13 protein-coding genes and 4 pseudogenes are annotated in these 17,536 nt (G+C 65.1%); 8 read left to right on the top strand and 9 right to left on the bottom strand.

Annotated features, from left to right (window positions below; translation table 11 throughout):
* Nucleotides 1-242: 242 nt before the first annotated feature.
* The 7 genes and pseudogenes from QIY50_00190 to pedF all read right to left on the bottom strand — a co-directional run bounded on the left by QIY50_00190 (nucleotide 243) and on the right by pedF (nucleotide 7,099).
* A pseudogene (locus tag QIY50_00190) lies at nucleotides 243-1,764 on the bottom strand (aldehyde dehydrogenase family protein).
* Between the two features lie 162 nt (nucleotides 1,765-1,926).
* On the bottom strand, nucleotides 1,927-3,423 hold the full coding sequence (locus tag QIY50_00195) for a methanol/ethanol family PQQ-dependent dehydrogenase (GenBank protein WGV20782.1): 1,497 nt from the start codon (nucleotides 3,421-3,423) through the stop codon (nucleotides 1,927-1,929).
* Nucleotides 3,332-3,712: a hypothetical protein gene (locus QIY50_00200; protein ID WGV20783.1), complete on the bottom strand. Its 381-nt coding sequence runs from the start codon at nucleotides 3,710-3,712 to the stop codon at nucleotides 3,332-3,334. Before QIY50_00200 ends, QIY50_00195 begins: the two co-directional genes overlap by 92 nt.
* A 157-nt stretch (nucleotides 3,713-3,869) precedes the next feature.
* Nucleotides 3,870-4,802 (bottom strand): quinoprotein relay system zinc metallohydrolase 1, encoded by a 933-nt coding sequence (locus tag QIY50_00205; protein WGV20784.1) that lies wholly within the window; start codon nucleotides 4,800-4,802, stop codon nucleotides 3,870-3,872.
* Between the two features lie 40 nt (nucleotides 4,803-4,842).
* Nucleotides 4,843-5,610, bottom strand: coding sequence for a quinoprotein dehydrogenase-associated SoxYZ-like carrier (locus QIY50_00210; protein WGV20785.1), 768 nt, complete (start codon nucleotides 5,608-5,610; stop codon nucleotides 4,843-4,845).
* Nucleotides 5,611-5,756: 146 nt separating this feature from the next.
* Complete coding sequence (locus QIY50_00215; GenBank protein WGV20786.1) at nucleotides 5,757-6,632, bottom strand: transporter substrate-binding domain-containing protein; 876 nt, start codon at nucleotides 6,630-6,632, stop codon at nucleotides 5,757-5,759.
* Nucleotides 6,633-6,637: 5 nt separating this feature from the next.
* Nucleotides 6,638-7,099 carry a cytochrome c-550 PedF gene (gene pedF, locus QIY50_00220; GenBank protein WGV20787.1) on the bottom strand — a complete coding sequence of 154 codons (462 nt, stop codon included), beginning with the start codon at nucleotides 7,097-7,099 and terminating at the stop codon, nucleotides 6,638-6,640.
* A 253-nt stretch (nucleotides 7,100-7,352) separates the two neighbouring features.
* Here pedF and exaA point away from each other — a divergent pair.
* Nucleotides 7,353-9,247 (top strand): annotated as a pseudogene (gene exaA, locus QIY50_00225) (quinoprotein ethanol dehydrogenase).
* Between the two features lie 125 nt (nucleotides 9,248-9,372).
* Nucleotides 9,373-10,033: pseudogene (locus QIY50_00230) on the top strand (pentapeptide repeat-containing protein).
* Nucleotides 10,034-10,176: 143 nt separating this feature from the next.
* Here QIY50_00230 and QIY50_00235 read toward each other — a convergent pair.
* Complete coding sequence (locus QIY50_00235; GenBank protein WGV20788.1) at nucleotides 10,177-10,815, bottom strand: response regulator transcription factor; 639 nt, start codon at nucleotides 10,813-10,815, stop codon at nucleotides 10,177-10,179.
* Nucleotides 10,815-12,090, bottom strand: a pseudogene (locus QIY50_00240) (histidine kinase). The gene QIY50_00235 and the pseudogene QIY50_00240 overlap by 1 nt, the downstream one beginning before the upstream one ends.
* 154 nt (nucleotides 12,091-12,244) lie before the next feature.
* On the opposite strand from QIY50_00240, the gene QIY50_00245 reads away from it, so the two are divergent.
* The 6 genes from QIY50_00245 (at nucleotide 12,245) to QIY50_00270 (ending at nucleotide 17,499) form a co-directional block, all read left to right on the top strand.
* Nucleotides 12,245-13,438 carry an ABC transporter substrate-binding protein gene (locus QIY50_00245; protein ID WGV20789.1) on the top strand — a complete coding sequence of 398 codons (1,194 nt, stop codon included), beginning with the start codon at nucleotides 12,245-12,247 and terminating at the stop codon, nucleotides 13,436-13,438.
* Nucleotides 13,439-13,469: 31 nt separating this feature from the next.
* The gene (locus tag QIY50_00250) at nucleotides 13,470-14,459 is read left to right on the top strand and encodes a YVTN family beta-propeller repeat protein (protein ID WGV20790.1); all 990 of its coding nucleotides are present in this window, start codon (nucleotides 13,470-13,472) and stop codon (nucleotides 14,457-14,459) included.
* Entirely contained in the window at nucleotides 14,456-15,196 is a 741-nt protein-coding gene (locus QIY50_00255) for an ABC transporter ATP-binding protein (GenBank protein WGV20791.1), read from the top strand. The genes QIY50_00250 and QIY50_00255 overlap by 4 nt, the downstream gene beginning before the upstream one ends.
* Complete coding sequence (locus QIY50_00260) at nucleotides 15,193-15,984, top strand: ABC transporter permease (protein ID WGV20792.1); 792 nt, start codon at nucleotides 15,193-15,195, stop codon at nucleotides 15,982-15,984. Before QIY50_00255 ends, QIY50_00260 begins: the two co-directional genes overlap by 4 nt.
* 230 nt (nucleotides 15,985-16,214) lie before the next feature.
* Nucleotides 16,215-16,775: a PQQ-dependent catabolism-associated CXXCW motif protein gene (locus QIY50_00265; GenBank protein ID WGV20793.1), complete on the top strand. Its 561-nt coding sequence runs from the start codon at nucleotides 16,215-16,217 to the stop codon at nucleotides 16,773-16,775.
* Between the two features lie 58 nt (nucleotides 16,776-16,833).
* Nucleotides 16,834-17,499 (top strand): response regulator transcription factor, encoded by a 666-nt coding sequence (locus QIY50_00270; protein ID WGV20794.1) that lies wholly within the window; start codon nucleotides 16,834-16,836, stop codon nucleotides 17,497-17,499.
* The last annotated feature ends 37 nt before the right edge of the window (nucleotides 17,500-17,536 follow it).

Below are 17,536 nucleotides of genomic sequence, written 5' to 3' on the forward strand. Positions count from 1 at the left end.
CCTCTTGTTGTGCCGGGCGATTCCGGTACAGGCATTAATGCACGAGGGGCGACGGGGCCGAATGCTACTTTGGGACAGGTTTGCGGGGTGCGTTGGTAGGGGTAACACGGAACTGCTGTGGATCTGTGCATGGCAGTGCCGGCCTCTTCGCGGGCTCGCCCGCTCCCACAGGGACTGCACAAGTTTCAAGACCAGTGCAATACCTGTGGGAGCGGGCGAGCCCGCGAAGGCCGCGAAGAGGTTTAGAAGAAGCCCAGCGGGTTGATGTCGTAGCTCACCAGCAGGTTCTTGGTCTGCTGGTAGTGATCGAGCATCATCTTGTGCGTCTCGCGGCCTACCCCGGACTTCTTGTAGCCACCGAACGCCGCATGCGCCGGGTACAGGTGGTAGCAGTTGGTCCACACACGCCCGGCCTTGATCCCACGGCCCATGCGATACGCACGGTTGATGTCACGGGTCCACAACCCCGCGCCCAGGCCAAACTCGCTGTCGTTGGCGATCGCCAGCGCTTCGGCTTCGTCCTTGAAGGTGGTCACGCCGACCACCGGGCCGAAGATTTCCTCCTGGAACACGCGCATCTTGTTGTTGCCCTTGAGCAGGGTCGGCTGGATGTAGTAACCGCTGGCCAGGTCGCCGTCGAGCCGCTCGGCACCGCCACCGGTGAGCAGCTGCGCGCCCTCCTCGCGGGCTATCTGCAGGTAGGAAAGGATCTTGTCATATTGCTGCTCCGAGGCCTGGGCGCCGACCATGGTCTCGGTGTCCAGCGGGTTGCCACGGGTAATTTTGGCGATCTTCTTCATCACCTCGGCCATGAACGGCTCGTAGATCGACTCCTGGATCAGCGCCCGCGATGGGCAGGTGCACACTTCACCCTGGTTGAAGAACGCCAGCACCAGGCCTTCGGCGGCCTTTTCGATGAACGCGGGCTCGGCCTGCATGATGTCTTCGAAGAAGATGTTCGGCGACTTGCCGCCCAGTTCGACGGTGGACGGGATGATGTTCTCGGCCGCGCACTTCATGATGTGCGAGCCGACCGGGGTGGAGCCGGTGAAAGCGATCTTGGCGATGCGCTTGCTGGTGGCCAAGGCCTCGCCGGCTTCACGGCCAAAGCCCTGGACGATGTTCAGCACGCCTGCCGGCAGCAGGTCGGCGATCAGCTCGGCGAAAATGGTGATCGACAGTGGCGTCTGTTCCGCTGGCTTGAGTACCACGCAGTTGCCGGCGGCCAGTGCCGGGGCGAGTTTCCAGGCGGCCATCAGCAGCGGGAAGTTCCATGGGATGATCTGCCCGACCACGCCCAGCGGCTCGTGGATATGGTAGGCCACGGTGCCTTCGTTGATCTCGGCGGCGCCGCCTTCCTGGGCCCGGATGCAGCCGGCGAAGTAGCGGAAGTGGTCCGCCGCCAGCGGCACGTCTGCGTTGAGGGTTTCGCGCACGGCCTTGCCGTTGTCCCAGCTTTCGGTAACCGCCAGTTACTTCAAGATTCTGCTCGATGCGGTCGGCGATTTTCAGCAGCGCCAGCGCACGGTCCTGCACCGAGGTCTTGCCCCAGGCCTCGGCAGCGGCATGGGCGGCGTCCAGGGCCCGCTCGATGTCCTCGGCACCAGAGCGCGGGAACTCGGCAATCGGCTGGCCGTTGACCGGCGAGCTGTTGGTGAAGTACTGGCCGCCCAGCGGCGGCACGAATTCGCCGTTGATGAAATTGCCGTAGCGTGGCTTGAAGGACACGATGGCGCCTGGGGTTCCGGGTTGTGCGTAGATCATGCTGAGCCTCTGTGGGTCGATGCCTGTCCGGCGACAGGCGATGAGCCGATGGTAAAAAGCCCCGCCTGCCGGGCGAATGCATCGTTGGCAGCGGGGCTCTCGTCATTTGGTAGTAAGGCCGCTTGCTGCAGTGTCCCTGGCAGCAAGCGGCAGGTGACCGGCTTAGCGACTGGCGCTTGCCGTTTGCAGTTGCTTGGGCAGCTTGAAGGTCCAGAGCATGCCGCCCTGGTTGAAGTCCTTGACCCGCTTGGCCACTTCGCCGCCCCACAGCGGCACCGCGCCGCCCCAGCCGGAAACCACCGAAACGTACTGTTCGCCGTCCATTTCCCAGGTTACTGGCGAGCCGAGCACGCCGGAGCCGGTCTGGAACTCCCAGACCTTGTCGCCAGTCTTGGCGTTGAACGCCTGCAGGAAGCCTTCCGGCGTGCCGGTGAACACCAGGTTGCCCTTGGTAGTCAGTACCCCGCCCCACAGCGGCGCATAGTTCTTGTGGCGCCAGACTTCCTTGCCGCTGACCGGGTCGATGGCGCGCAACACGCCGATGTAGTCTTCATTGAGCGGCTTGATGGTGAAGCCGGCGCCGAGGAATGCCGCGCCCTTCTTGTAGGCGATGCCTTCGTTCCAGATGTCCATGCCCCACTCGTTGGAGGGCACGTAGAACAGGCCAGTGTCCTTGTTGTATGCCATCGGCATCCAGTTCTTGGCACCGAGGAACGCCGGGGCCACGAACACCGAGCTGCCCTTGGCCTCGCTACCCGGTGCACCCGGCCGGCTGGCCTCGTTGTAGATCGGCCGACCATCCTTGTCCAGGCCGGTGGCCCAGGTGATCTTGTCGACGAAGGGGAAGCCGCGGATAAACTTGCCGTTGGTGCGGTCCAGCACGTAGAAGAAGCCGTTGCGGTCAGCAGTGGCAGCGGCCTTGACTTCCTTGCCGCCGTCCTTGTAGTTGAACGAAATCAGCTCGTTGACGCCGTCGAAGTCCCAACCGTCATGCGGCGTGCTCTGGAAGTGCCACTTGATGGTGCCATCGTCGGGGTTCAGGGCCAGGCGCGACGAGGAATACAGGTTGTCGCCCGGACGCAGGTGCGAGTTCCACGGTGCCGGGTTGCCGGTGCCAAACAGGATCAGGTTGGTTTCCGGGTCGTAGTAACCACCCAGCCAGGGCGCCGCTCCGCCGGTCTTCCACAGGTCGCCGGGCCAGGTCTTGCCCGCCTCGCCGCCGGAAATGCCATTTTCGATCGCCTTGCCGTCCTTGTACACGTAGCCCATGTGCCCTTCCACGGTCGGGCGCATCCACAGCAGTTCGCCGTTTTCCGGGTTGTAGGCCTGGATCTTGCCCACCACGCCAAACTCGCCACCGGCAACACCGGTGATCAGCTTGCCGTTGACGATCATCGGCGCGGCACTGATGGAGTAGCCTTCCTTGTGGTCGGCCACTTTCTTGCTCCAGACCACCTTGCCGGTGTCCTTGTTCAGCGCCACCAGCTTGGCATCGAGGGTGCCGAAGAACACCAGGTTGCCGTAGAGCGCCACACCGCGGTTGATCACGTCGCAGCACGGGCGGATGTCATCGGGCAGGCGCGCATCGTATTGCCACAGCTTCTTGCCGGTACGCGCGTCCACGGCGAACACCCGCGAGTAGGAGCCGGTCAGGTACATCACCCCGTCCTTGACCAGCGGCTGGGCCTGCTGGCCGCGCTGTTTCTCGCACCCCGAAGGAAAACGCCCAGACCGGCCGCAGGTCCTTGACGTTGTCGGTATTGAGCAGGTTCAGCGGGCTATAGCGCTGGCCCTGCACGCCCAGGCCATTGGTCACGATCTGCTGCGGGTTCTTCGGGTCCTGGAGAATTTCTTCGTTGCTGACAGCGGCGTGGGCTGCACCGGCAAGCAGCATGGCGCTGAGCACCAGGCTCAAGGCGAACACGGGACGACGTGGGGATCGGGTCATGACGGCTACCTTTGGTTTTTTTGTTGTATCCGGGAAAACTTCCCGGTGTGTCGGGAATTCTTGGGCCCGACCCGATTGCCAACAATTGCCCGCAGTGCGGAGTTTTCTAGTTCCTTGGTATGGGACTGGGCACTGACGCGATCCCTGAGCGGCCTTGTCAGCCCTTGCTGTCCACGCGCCGCAGCTGCTGGCGTTCGTAACGCGGGTACAGGTGGCTGACACTGCGAATCAGCTCGTAACGGGTCAGGCGGATACCGGCAAACCGCTCGGGGATCGGGCTGCGGATCATTTCGGCCATGTCATCGCCACGCGCCGCGCCGTCACGCATCAGCCCATCCAGCCAGCCCAGGTAATCACGCATCTGGGCAAACGGCCGGGTATCGCTGGCCAGCGGCCCGTGACCGGGTACCAGTTGCTTCCAGGGCAGCGCCTGCAAGGTGTCCAGGTCCTTTAGCCAAACTTCCAGTCCCGGGCTGTTGGGCGTGGTCAGCGCGCGCTCGTAAAACACCAGGTCGCCGGCGAACAGCACGCCGGTGGTTTCATCCAGAATCGCCAGGTCGGCCCCGGTATGCCCGCCCAGCGCCAGCAGCCGCAGGCGGTGCCCGCCCACCTCATGGATACCCGGCTCCAGCACCCGGGTCGGCAGTACCACCTCGGTACCGCGCATCCAGTCGCCGACCAGGCGGTACATGTTCTCGGCCATGGCCTCGCCCTGTTGGCGCAGCAGCTCGCGGGTGCCGGCCAGGGCGCCGATTGGCACATCGGCAAAGGCCTGGTTGCCCAGTACGTGGTCGGGGTGATGGTGGGTCAGCAGCACCTCGACCACCGGCTTGTCGGTGGTGGCCGCAATGGCCTGACGCAAGGCCTCCCCGTAGCGTTTCGACGGCCCGCTGTCGATCACCACCACCCCGCTGTCGGTGACGATGAACGCGGTGTTGACGATATTGCCGCCGTTGTCCTTGGCAAAATTGTCGGTGCTGCCCTCCAGCAGCCAGGTGCCCTCGGCGATCTGCCGGGGCTTGAGCCGATAGTCCAGGTCGGCCCAGGCCGGCAAGCCCAGGCACAGCAGCAACAGCAGAATGCAACGCATGACGGGCGCCTCTGGTCGGGGGTGAAGTCAGGCAACACGCTCAGGGCACTGCCGCCTCGAACTGGTTGCCGCTGTTGTCCTGCAACACCAACCGGGTCGGCCCGGGGCCCTGAATGTCGAAGCCCAGGTTGGGGTTTTCGCTGACTGCCGGGTACAGTTCCAGGCTGGCCAGGCGCTGGCCGTCCGCGCCTTGCAGCTCGGCATGGTTGAGGAAGAATTCGGGAATGCCGCTGACCAGGCCATTGTCCATCGGGTGGGCCACCTGCAGGCGCAGGCGGCTGCTGTCGCCGCGCGGGTAGCGCCCGCCGAGGACTTCACCAAGGTGCTCCTCCCAGCCGGGCTGAGTGCGTACCACGCTGGGTGCGGTGCAACCGCCACCGGCGGCATCGATCAGGGTCGAGCCGACATGCCACAGGCCGTCGCGCGTCAGCACCGCAGCCCGCAGCGGTGTAGCCTGTTCGATACGGATACGGATCGACAACCAGGGCAGCACGCGCTCGCCGGGCTGGAAGTCGACAATGCGCGGCAGCGGGTTGAGTTCGGCCCAGGCGAGGATCCGCACTACCTCGCCGCTGAACGCCCGGGCGTCGATCTCCAGCGGTACCTGGCGGGCGTCCTCGGCAAAGGGTGGCGCCAGCAGCTTGACCCGGTCATCGAACACGAATGCGGCCTGGCCGAGCAGCTGCTTGTGGTAGAAGTCCCACATCACTGACGGCACCGGGTCCTTCTGGCTACCTGGCTCACTGGCCTGGGCCTGTGCGGCCCAGGGCATCCAGCAGGCCAGCAGCAACATTGCTCGCCAGTTCATCGCCCACTCCTTGATGAAACAGTTGTCCATTGAGCCAGCGCCGCCCCTGTGGGAGCGGGCGTGCCCGCGAACACGGGCGAAGCCCGTGCCATCCTCCGCGGTGCCTGCTTCGCGGGCATGCCCGCTCCCACAGGGATACGCATGCGCTACTGATACATTTCCGGGACTTGATAGCGCAGGCCGTAGTGGGCATAAATCGCCTTCATCCGCCCGTCACGAATCAGCGCTTCAAGCGCCTCCTCCACCGCATAGGCCAGTTGCCGGTTGCTTTCATGCACTGCCATGCCGATCTCCCAGGCCTGCTTGCCCAGGTTCGGGTAGGCGTTTTCCGCCAAGGCCAGTTGCGGGTCGGCGGTGCGGTGCAGCTGCCAGTCAACCTCGCCGCGCATGGCCATCACCGCGTCGACCTGGCCGGCCTGCATGGCATCGAAGGCCTGCTGCACATTGGGGTAATGATGGGTTTTTGCACCCAGCATGCCGTTGAACACTGACGTCAGGTAGAACGACGGCACGCTGTCCACCTCGACCCCGATCGGGTGCTGCCGGAACACCGCGACACTGGCCACCGAGGGCAGGCGGCGCCGGTCGTAGGCGACCTGCCAGCGCTCCTCCTGATAGGGGCCGAACATCACCACCTGGGCGTTCTCCAGCTCGCCCACCTCATTGCGCCTTTGCGCGTAGGCGTGGTCGTACGGCACCCGCATCATCAGGTCCGCCAGTTGTTGGTGGCGCAGCGGGCTGCCGCGCCAGATGTAGTCGCGCAGATCGTCGTCGAGCTTTTCTCCCGGCGGCGCCCAGATCAGCTGCAAGCGCACCCCCAACGCCGTCGCCAGTGCCTGCGCCAGCTCGACATCGACACCGCGCGGCTGGCCGTGGTCCTGGAAGCTATAGGGCGCAAAGTCCTTGTACACCGCCACCTTCAGCTCACCGGCAGCGATGATCGCGTCGTAGCTGCGCACCTGTGCCTGCGCCGCTGCGCAACACAACAGCAGGCCGCTCAACAGCACCGCCAACAGACGCATGGCCGTCACTCCTCGACGTGCACGCTGTCCAGGTAGGTACGCACCGCCCACAGGGCTTCCTGGCTCAGGTAGTCGGCCATTTTCGGCATGTACACCCGGCCGTCGCGAACGGCGCCATGGCGTACCCGTTCGACGAACCATTCATCCCCCGCCTCGCCGGCATCGAGCATGCGCAAATCCGGGGCGATACCGCCGGACTTGGCCTCCAGGCCATGGCAGGCGGCGCAGTTCTGGTTGTAGGCGGAGGCACCGATTTCCACGGCCTTGTCGTGCTCGGGAGAGGTGCGGTACGGGTTGACCGCCGCCCAGCCATCGCCGTCCAGGGTAACGCCGGCGTCCTTGATCGGGGTCAGGCCCTGGGTTTCCACGGCCTGCGGCACCACATTGCCATGTGCCCAGGTCGTGCCAGTCAGCACTGCACTGGCAAGCAGCCCGGCAGCCAGCAAGACGTTGCGTTTTGTTGTCATTTTTATGCCCTCACGATTGCACGCAGGCCTCAACCACAGAGGCCGTGCCGCCATCTTAGAAACAGCCCGCAGGCGGCCGAATGCTGCTTTGGTGGCCGCGCCTTACTCCCTTGGTAGTAGGGCTTGTGGCGAAGGGCCAAATGAGGTGCCCTGCGGGAACTATTCCCGGCAAGGGCGGGAATTTTTCCGTATCCGGCTACGCCCGCCCCGTCCCACCCTGTGCAGGCCAAAACCTCCACTGGGAACTGCAACCATGACAACAAGAACGCTACCCGCCCCTTCCCCTCTGGCCCTCAGCGTGCGGGCCCTGCTGCTGGCCGGTAGCCTGGCCCTCGGCAGCATGGCCACTGCGGCCACCGCCCCGGCACCTGCCAGCAAGAACGTGACCTGGGAAGACATCGCCAACGACCACCTGACCACCCAGGACGTGCTGCAATACGGCATGGGTACCAACGCCCAGCGCTGGAGCCCGCTGGCCCAGGTCAACGACCAGAACGTGTTCAAGCTGACCCCGGCGTGGTCCTACTCGTTTGGGGACGAGAAACAGCGCGGCCAGGAATCCCAGGCCATCGTCAGCGACGGCGTGGTCTACGTCACCGGCTCCTATTCGCGGGTGTTCGCCCTCGATGCCAAGACCGGCAAGCGCCTGTGGACCTACAACCACCGGCTGCCGGACAACATTCGCCCCTGCTGCGATGTGGTCAACCGCGGCGCGGCGATCTACGGTGACAAGATCTACTTCGGCACCCTGGACGCGCGGGTCATCGCCCTCGACAAGCGCACCGGCAAAGTGGTGTGGAACAAGAAGTTCGGTGACCACGCCGCCGGCTACACCATGACCGGCGCGCCAGTGCTGATCAAGGACAAGACCAGCGGCAAGGTACTGCTGATCCACGGCAGCTCCGGCGATGAATTCGGCGTGGTCGGCCAGCTGTTCGCCCGCGACCCGGACACCGGCGAAGAGGTGTGGATGCGGCCCTTCGTCGAAGGCCACATGGGCCGCCTGAACGGCAAGGACAGCACCCCGACCGGTGACGTCAAGGCACCGTCCTGGCCGGACGACCCCACCACCGAAACCGGCAAGGTCGAAGCCTGGAGCCACGGCGGCGGTGCGCCTTGGCAAAGCGCCAGCTTCGACCCCGAGAGCAACACCATCATTGTCGGCGCTGGCAACCCCGGCCCCTGGAACACCTGGGCGCGCACCTCGAAGGACGGCAACCCGCAGGACTTCGACAGCCTGTACACCTCTGGGCAGGTCGGCGTCGACCCGAGCACCGGTGAGGTGAAATGGTTCTACCAGCACACGCCCAACGACGCCTGGGATTTCTCCGGCAACAACGAGCTGGTGCTGTTCGACTACAAGGGCAAGGACGGCAAAAAGTGGTCAAGGCCACCGGCCACGCCGACCGCAACGGTTTCTTCTATGTGGTGGACCGCAGCAACGGCAAGCTGCAGAACGCCTTCCCCTTCGTCGACAACATCACCTGGGCCAGCCACATCGACCTCAAGACCGGTCGCCCGGTGGAGAACCCCGGTCAACGCCCGCCCAAGCCGCTGCCAGGTGAAACCAAGGGCAAACCGGTGGAAGTCTCGCCACCGTTCCTGGGCGGCAAAAACTGGAACCCCATGGCCTACAGCCAGGACACCGGCCTGTTCTACATCCCCGGCAACCAGTGGAAGGAGGAATACTGGACCGAGGAAGTGAACTACAAGAAGGGCTCGGCCTACCTGGGCATGGGCTTCCGCATCAAGCGCATGTACGACGACCACGTCGGCACCTTGCGCGCCATGGACCCGACCACCGGCAAACTGGTGTGGGAGCACAAGGAACACCTGCCGCTGTGGGCCGGCGTGCTGGCGACCAAGGGCAACCTGGTGTTCACCGGCACCGGCGACGGCTTCTTCAAGGCCTTCGACGCCAAAACGGGCAAGGAGCTGTGGAAGTTCCAGACCGGCAGCGGCATCGTCTCGCCGCCGATCACCTGGGAACAGGACGGCGAGCAGTACATCGGCGTGACCGTGGGCTACGGCGGCGCAGTACCGCTGTGGGGCGGCGACATGGCCGAGCTGACCAAGCCGGTGGCCCAGGGCGGTTCGTTCTGGGTATTCAAGATCCCCAGCTGGGACAACAAGACTGCACAGCGTTGACTTCCTGAGCTGACCTGCGGTGCAGCCTGTCGCTTGTAGGAGCTGCCTTGTGCTGCTCCTGCAGGCGATGGGCCGCAAAGCGGCCCCAGCATGTATACCCGACTTCACATCGAGAGCCTTTCGCCATGAACTACCTGCCACTTGCCTTGCTGATCGTGCTGTCCCCTGCCATGGCCGAGAGTGCCGACGACGCTGGCAACGATCCCCCTCTTACCATCAACGGCTGCGTGATTGCCGAGGCCAGCCAGTGCCCGGGGGCGGACCTGCGCGGTGCCAACCTGGCCAACCAGGACCTGCGCAAGATGAACCTGGCTGGCGCCGACCTGCGCGATGCCGACCTGCGCCATGCCCGGCTGGACCTGGCCAACCTGGAAAAGGCCAGCCTGCAAGGCGCCAACCTGACCCGCGCCAGCCTGCAGCAGAGCAACCTGCGCCTGGCCGACCTGAGCCATGGCCGGCTTGTGGCCATTCAGGGCTGGGGCCTGTTTGCCCAGGGTGCGCAATTTGCCGACGCCGACCTGAGCGCGGCCTACCTGCAATTTGCCAGGTTGTCAGGGGCAAAGATGCACCAGGCCAACCTGCGCGCGGCGGACCTGGAAATGGCCTGGCTGAGCAAGGCTGACCTGCAAGGGGCCGACCTTGGCGATGCCAACCTGCAGGAGGCCAAGTTTGGCCAGAGCAACCTGGCCCGCGCCGATCTGCGCGGGGCGCGGCAGCATTACGGGAATTATTCAGGAGGCCAACATGGAGGGGTGCAAGGGGTGCCCTGAGACTTGGGACAATTGAGCGCTGCCATTTTTGCAACTACTCGGTTACCTGTGGGAGCGGGCGCGCCCGCGAAGCTGCCGACGCGGTGTCTGGCACCGGCTTCGCCGGTGTTCGCGGGCATGCCCGCTCCCACAGGGTACCGGCGCCGAACCATAAAGACGTCACCCCGCCACCCGCACCACCCCCAGATCAATCCCCAGGTGCACCAACTCGGCATGCGAACTGACCTGCAACTTGCTCTTGAGCACGGTCACGTGGTTGGACACGGTCTTGGCGCTGATGCACAGCTGCTCGGCAATCCCCCGCACCGGTGTGCCCTTGGCCAGCATCACGAAAATCTCCAGCTCACGCTGGGTCATGCGCTGCAGGCGCGGGTCGCTGGCATTCTGCTGTGAGGTGCAGGCCAGCTGGGTGGCCAAAGGCTGTTCGATATAGGCATGCCCCGCCAACACCCGCTGCACCGCCTCGATCAGCACTTCGGGTGCCGAGTTCTTGGTCAGGTATCCCGAGGCCCCGGCATCCAGCGCCTGGCGCACCAACGGCAGTTCGTCATGCATGCTGAAGAACAGCACCCGTAATTGCGGCAAGCGCTGGCGCAGGCGCCGGGTGGTTTCCAGGCCACTGATACCTGGCAGGCCGAAATCCATGATCACCAGATTGGGCACTTGCTCCTGAACCCGCGCCAGCGCCTCTTCGCCACTGGCAGCCTCACGCACCTGTACTGTCGGCAGTACCGCGCGCAGCAGGCTGGCATAGCCCTGGCGGACCACGGCGTGGTCATCGACCAACACGATATTCATCACACCTCCATGGGAATGTTCAGGGCCAGCGCCCAGCCGGCACCCGGGCGGCTGAGGATGCGCAGCTCACCACCGAGGCTGCGGGCGCGCTCGGCCATCGAGTGCAGGCCAACTCCGGGGCGCTGGGGCTGGCTTGCGCCGCGACCGTTGTCGCGAACCAGCAGGCGCAAGCCCTTGGCGCTGCGTTGCAGGCGTACCCGCACCTGGCTGGCGCCGGCGTGCCGGGCGACGTTGGTCAACGCCTCCTGCAGCAAGCGATACAAATGCGTGCGGCTCGCCCCAGACAGCACCGGCAGTTGCTCGCCGACCCGCAGGCGGCAATCGATACCCTGGCTGGCCTGCCATTGGCTCACCAGCAGGCCGAAGGCCTCGGCCAGCGGCATGTGCTGCAACGCCAGCGGATACAGGTCATGCACCAAGGCGCGGAAACCCTGCTGCAGGCGTTCGCAATCGAGCTCCAGGGTACGTGTTGTCTGCACCACCTGGGTGGGCTGGTCGGCCACCATGCGCAGCAGGCAGAGCTGGGCGCGAATACCCGCCAGGTATTGCCCCAGGTCGTCGTGCAGGGTCTGCGCCAGGTGGGTGCGTTCCTGCTCCTGCACCGCCAGCAGGGCCTGGGTCAGCTGGGTATTGTCGGCCCGGGCCTGCTCCAGGGAGGCGGTCCATGTGGTTGAAGTGCCCGGCCAGCTGGCGCGCCTCCGGCAGGCCGGCCTCGCGCAGGCGCGTGGTCAATTGCCCGCCCGAGACCTGGCGCAAGGCCTGCAGCAGATCGTCCAGCAAGCTCATGCCTCGCCGCACCGCCCAGCGGATGGTCAACAAGCTCAGCAACAACGCCACGCCGCACAAAACCACCAGCTGCTGCAGGGAGTCGCGGACTTCATCGATTTCGTCCCGGGCATCCACGGCTATCAGCACCCGGCGCCCGTCACCCAGTTCCAGCAGCCGGCTGCTGTGGTGGCGCTGGCCAAGCAGTTGGCGGCCCAGCCAGGCATCCAGGCCGGCCTCCTGCGGCAGGCGCGCGGCTTCATCCGCCGCCAGCCAGTGCACCCGCACATGGCGCAGGCGTTGCGTCAACCGTGGTTGCAGGCGCTGCGGATCGCGCTCGGCGGTGTCGCCGAGGTACGCCACCACGGCCTCGGCCGACTGCAACTCTCTCTCCACATCAGCGACCGCCTGATGCAACAGTACCGCGGCACAGGCCAGCGTCACCATCGCGAAGCAACACGTGACCCCGAGGTTGATCCGCCACTGGGCCGACAGGTTGACGAGGCGCATGGGGTGGTTCTCCTCCAAGGGTGCTGCGGCCCATCGTAAAACCCGGGCCCGCGTGGTGAATTACTACCTTGGTACCGGCCGAGCGCTACTTTCTGCATATTCCCCCCTCCCGACGGGCTTCCTATGCTGGCGCCATCTGCCGTGGAGTTGCCTTATGCGCCAGCCTGCCCATCTTGCCCTGACCTGCCTGCTGGCCCTGGCCGCGACGCTTTTTGCGAGCCCGGCGCCCGCCGCACAGGCCCAGGCCGCGGCCCCCTTGCAGGTACGCATCGGCTACCTTGGCTATCGCCCCGATCCCGGCCCGCTGCTGTCCAATATCATCCCTGAGCCCGTCGATGCCGGGCTACAGGGCGCTGAACTGGCGATCGTCGACAGCAACAGCAGCGGGCGTTTTCTCAAGCAGGAGTTCTACCTGGCCAACGCCAGCGTCGATAGCCCCGAAGCCCTGCTGCAAGCCGCCAGGGCCCAGCATGACCAGGGCCTGCGGCTGTTCGTGGTAAATGCCCCAGCCGCCAGCCTGCGTGCGCTGTCTGCCGCCCTGCCCGACAGCCTGCTGTTCAACGCCGGCAGCCCGGACGACAGCCTGCGCAGCAGCCAGTGCCTGGGCAATGTGCTGCACAGCCTGCCCAGCCGCGCCATGCTGGCCGATGCCCTTGCGCAGTTCCTGGTGCTGCGCAAATGGCCACGGGCGCTGTTGATCGTCGGCCAGACCGACGATGACCGGGCCTACGCGGCGGCCTTGCGCCGCGCCATGAAGCGCTTCGGCATGCAGCTGGTGGCGGAGAAAGCCTGGACATTCGACAACGACCAGCGCCGCAGCGCCCAGGCCGACATGCCGCTGTTCACGCAAACCGCCGAGTACGACGTGGTGCTGGTGGCCGACGAGCGCGGCGACTTCGGCGAGTACCTGCCCTACCAGACCTGGTACCCACGCCCGGTGGCCGGCACTCAGGGCCTGACCCCCACCGGCTGGCACAAGACAGTGGAAACTTTCGGCGCGGCGCAATTGCAAAAGCGCTTCGAAGCCCAGGCCGGGCGCTGGATGAACGACCGCGACTTCGCCGCATGGATGGCCGTGCGCAGCGTGGCCAGCGCGGTGAGCAAACTGCGCCAGGCCGAGCCCCGCGCCCTGCAGCAACTGCTGCTCAGCGAGCAGTTGCCGCTGGACGGTTTCAAGGGCCGCAAGCTCAGCTACCGCCCGTGGAACGGCGAGCTGCGCCAGCCGATCCCGCTGGTGCAGCCGCGGGCCCTGGTCAGCACGTCGCCGCAGGAGGGCTTCCTGCACCCGTTCAACGAAATGGATAGCCTGGGCTACGACAAGCCCGAAGTGACCTGCGCCTACCCCTGAACCGATAACCACAACAAAAAAGGATTTCGCCATGCGTCGCTCCCCATTTCACCGGGCACTGCTTTACCCCAGCCTGCTGTCGGGCGCCCTGGCCCTTGCCAGCGGGCACGCCGTGGCCGCGACTGCCTGGGTGTCGAACGAGAAGGACAACAGCCTCAGCCTGATCGACATGCAGACCCTGCAAGTCACCGACACCCTGCCGGTGGGCCAGCGCCCGCGCGGCCTGCTGCTGTCGCACGACAACAGGCTGCTGTACATCTGCGCCAGTGATTCGGACCGGGTTCAGGTGATGGACGTGGCCACCCGCAAGATCATCAAGGAACTGCCCTCCGGCAAGGACCCCGAGCAGTTCGCCCTGCACCCCAACGACCGCTGGTTGTACGTGTCCAACGAGGACGACGCGCTGGTGACGGTGATCGATACCCAGACCGACAAGGTGCTCGGGCAGATCGACGTCGGCATCGAGCCCGAAGGCATGGCGGTGAGCCCGGATGGCAAGTGGGCGGTGAACACCAGCGAAACCACCAACATGCTGCACTGGATCGACACCAGCACCCAGACCCTGGCCGAAAGCACCCCGGTGGACCAGCGGCCGCGCTTCGTCGAATTCAGCCAGGACGGTTCGCGGCTGTGGGCTTCGGCGGAAATCGGCGGCACGGTAACCATCCTCGATGTCGCCAGCCGCCAGGTACTGAAAACCCTGAACTTCCAGATCAAGGGCGTGCACCCGGACAAGGTCCAGCCGGTGGGCATCAAGCTCAGCGCCGATGGCAAGTACGCGTTCGTCGCCCTGGGCCCGGCCAACCATGTGGCTGTGGTCGATGCCAGGACTTATGAAGTACTCGACTACCTGCTGGTGGGCCGGCGCGTCTGGCAACTGGCGTTCACCCCGGACCAGAGCCAGTTGCTGGCCACCAACGGGGTCAGCGGCGACGTTTCGGTGATCGATGCCAAAAACCTCAAGGTGCTCAAGTCGGTGAAGGTTGGCCGCTACCCCTGGGGCGTGGTGGTGACGCCATGAATACCCTCGAAGTCAGTGATGTGAGCTTTGCCTACGGCCAGCGCGAGGCGCTCAGGCAGGTCAGCTTCAGCCTGGCGCCGGGGCGCTTCGCCGCCTTGCTGGGCCCCAACGGTGCCGGCAAGTCGACCTTGATCGCCCTGCTTACCCGGCTGTACGACCTGCAGCACGGCGACATCCGCGTGTGCGGCTGCTCGCTGCGCAACGCAGCGAGTGCGGCCTTGCGCCAGCTGGGCGTGGTGTTCCAGCAAAGCACCCTGGACCTGGACCTGAGCGTGGAGCAGAACCTGCGCTATCACGCCTCGCTGCATGGCCTGTCGCGGCGCCAGGGCAGTATTCGGGTCGATGCCGAGCTGGCCCGCCAGGGCCTCGATGAACGGCGACGTGAGCCGGTCCGGGCGCTGAACATCGGCCATCGGCGCCGGGTGGAGATTGCCCGCGCGCTGCTGCACGAGCCGCGCTTGCTGTTGCTCGACGAGGCCAGCGCCGGCCTTGACCCGGCCAGCCGCCTGGCGCTCAACCAGCACCTGCGGCTGCTGTGCCGCGAGCAGCGCCTGAGTGTGCTGTGGACCACGCATCTGCTTGACGAAGTGCAGCCCAACGATGACTTGCTGATCCTGCATCAAGGGCGCCTGGTGGCCAGCGGCACGGCCGATGCCCTTAGCCTGGAGCATGGCGGCGACCTCGACCATGCCTTTGCCCGCCTGACCAGCGCCCCCTCAGGAGCCAACGCCCGATGAACGCTTACTGGCAGTGCTTCAATGGCATTCTCCTGCGCGAATGCCTACGTTTCGTCCTGCAGCGCACACGCTTTCTCAGCGCCCTGGTGCGCCCGTTGCTGTGGCTGCTGGTGTTCGCCGCCGGCTTTCGCGCGGCCTTGGGTATCGCGATCATCGAACCCTACGACACCTACATCCCCTACGAGGTGTACATCATCCCGGGCTTGGCCTGCATGATCCTGCTGTTCAACGGCATGCAGGGCTCGCTGTCGATGGTGTATGACCGGGAAATGGGCAGCATGCGCGTGCTGCTGACCAGCCCGTTGCCGCGGCCCTTCCTGCTCGGCAGCAAGCTGCTGGCGACCTCGTTGATTTCCCTGCTGCAGGTGTACGCGTTCCTCGCCATCGCCTGGCTGTATGGCGTGCAGCCACCGGCCGCGGGCTTGTTGCTGGCGCTGCCGGCGTTGTTGCTGGTGGCGCTGATGCTCAGCGCCCTGGGGCTGTTGCTGTCGAACGCGATTCGCCAGCTGGAGAACTTTGCCGGGGTGATGAATTTCGTGATTTTCCCGCTGTTCTTCCTGTCCTCGGCGCTATACCCGTTGTGGAAAATGCGCGAAGCCAGCCAGTGGCTGTATTGGCTGTGCGCGGTCAACCCGTTCACCCATGCCGTGGAACTGGTGCGCTTTGCCTTGTATGAACGCTTCAACCCACTGGCGCTGGTGGTATGCCTGGTGCTGACCGTGCTGTTCAGCCTGCTGGCGATCCTTACCTTCAACCCCCAGCATGCGGCGCTGCGCAAGCCGCGCTGACTGGCCGCAATCCAATTGTTCAGCGCAACCCTGTGGGAGCGGGCGCGCCCGCGAAACAGACGATGCGGTGCATGGCACCGGCTTCGCCGGTGTTCGCGGGCGCGCCCGCTCCCACAGGGTTGCGCGCCCGGTTTTCTAATACTTTAGTACTGCCTTTGCTGTCTGATCGTCGCATTCACAATGCACCGCCACTGGCATGTAATGGGCCTATAACAAAAAGGATAAACCCCATGCCACGTGCCCTGCCCCGGCTGCCACGCCCCTTGCTGGCGGCGCTTTCCCTGAGCCTGTCGCTGGGCATCGCCCAGGCCGACACCACGCCGCTGTTCTCCGCCGAGGGCTATCGCACCACCCTCTACCGCAGCCCGACCCCACAGCAGGTCGACGGCGGCCAGGTCATCGACACCACCAGGCTGCAAGGCCTGCTGGGGCACACCCCCAAACCGGTGCTGATCGACGTCTACCGCCGCCAGTGGCTGCAAGGCCGCTTCATCGAAGATGAGCCCCACGCCAACATCCCCGGCAGCCGCTGGCTGGCCAACACCGGCGACGGCGAGCTGAGCCCGGCGTGGCACGATTACTTCGTGCACAATCTGCAACAAGCCACCGCCGGGCGCATGGAGCAACCGCTGGTCTTTTACTGCCGCTCCGATTGCTGGTTAAGCTGGAACGCGGTAAAACGCGCCAAAGCCCTGGGCTATAAGAATCTGTATTGGTACCGCGACGGCCTGGACGCCTGGCAGCAGGCCAACCTGCCACTGCAGCCGGCGCAGCCAGAACCCTTCCCCTGAATTCATCGCCTGCGAACGCGTGCCCCGCTCCATCCAATAAAAACGAGGTGAAAAGGCCATGTACAAAATTCTGATTGCCGACGATCACCCCCTGTTTCGCGAAGCCATCCACAACGTAATCAGCGATGGCTTCCAGGGCAGCGAAATCATCGAAACTGCCGACCTGGACAGCGCCCTGGCGCTGACCCACGAGCACGATGACCTCGACCTTATCCTGCTCGACCTGAACATGCCCGGCATGCATGGCCTCAATGGCCTGATCACCCTGCGCAACGAGGCACCGACCACGCCGGTGGTGATCGTCTCGGCCGAGCAGGAGAAGCAGATCGTGCTACAGGCCATCACTTATGGCGCGGTGGGTTTCATCACCAAGTCCTCGCCACGCTCGCAGATGATCGAAGCGATCGAGCAGATCCTCAACGGCAATGTCTACCTGCCGCCCGACATCATCCGCGCCCAGAAAAGCAGCAGCAGCCGGCGCCTGAACGATGCCCCGAGCTTCCCGCCAGAGATGCTCCAGGCCCTGACCCGCAAGCAGCTGTTGGTGCTCGAACGCATGACCAAGGGCGAATCGAACAAACAGATCGCCTACACCCTGGATATCGCCGAGACCACGGTCAAGGCCCATGTTTCGGCGATCCTGCGCAAACTCAACGTGCACAACCGGGTGCAGGCCATCCTTAGTGCCGGTGATATCGATTTTGCTGATTACCTGCGGCGTTGACCTGTTCCGGCCTCTTCGCGGGCTCGCCCGCTCCCAC

Origin of the sequence: Pseudomonas putida (genome assembly GCA_029953615.1) — a bacterium.
In the GTDB taxonomy this organism is placed as follows: domain Bacteria; phylum Pseudomonadota; class Gammaproteobacteria; order Pseudomonadales; family Pseudomonadaceae; genus Aquipseudomonas.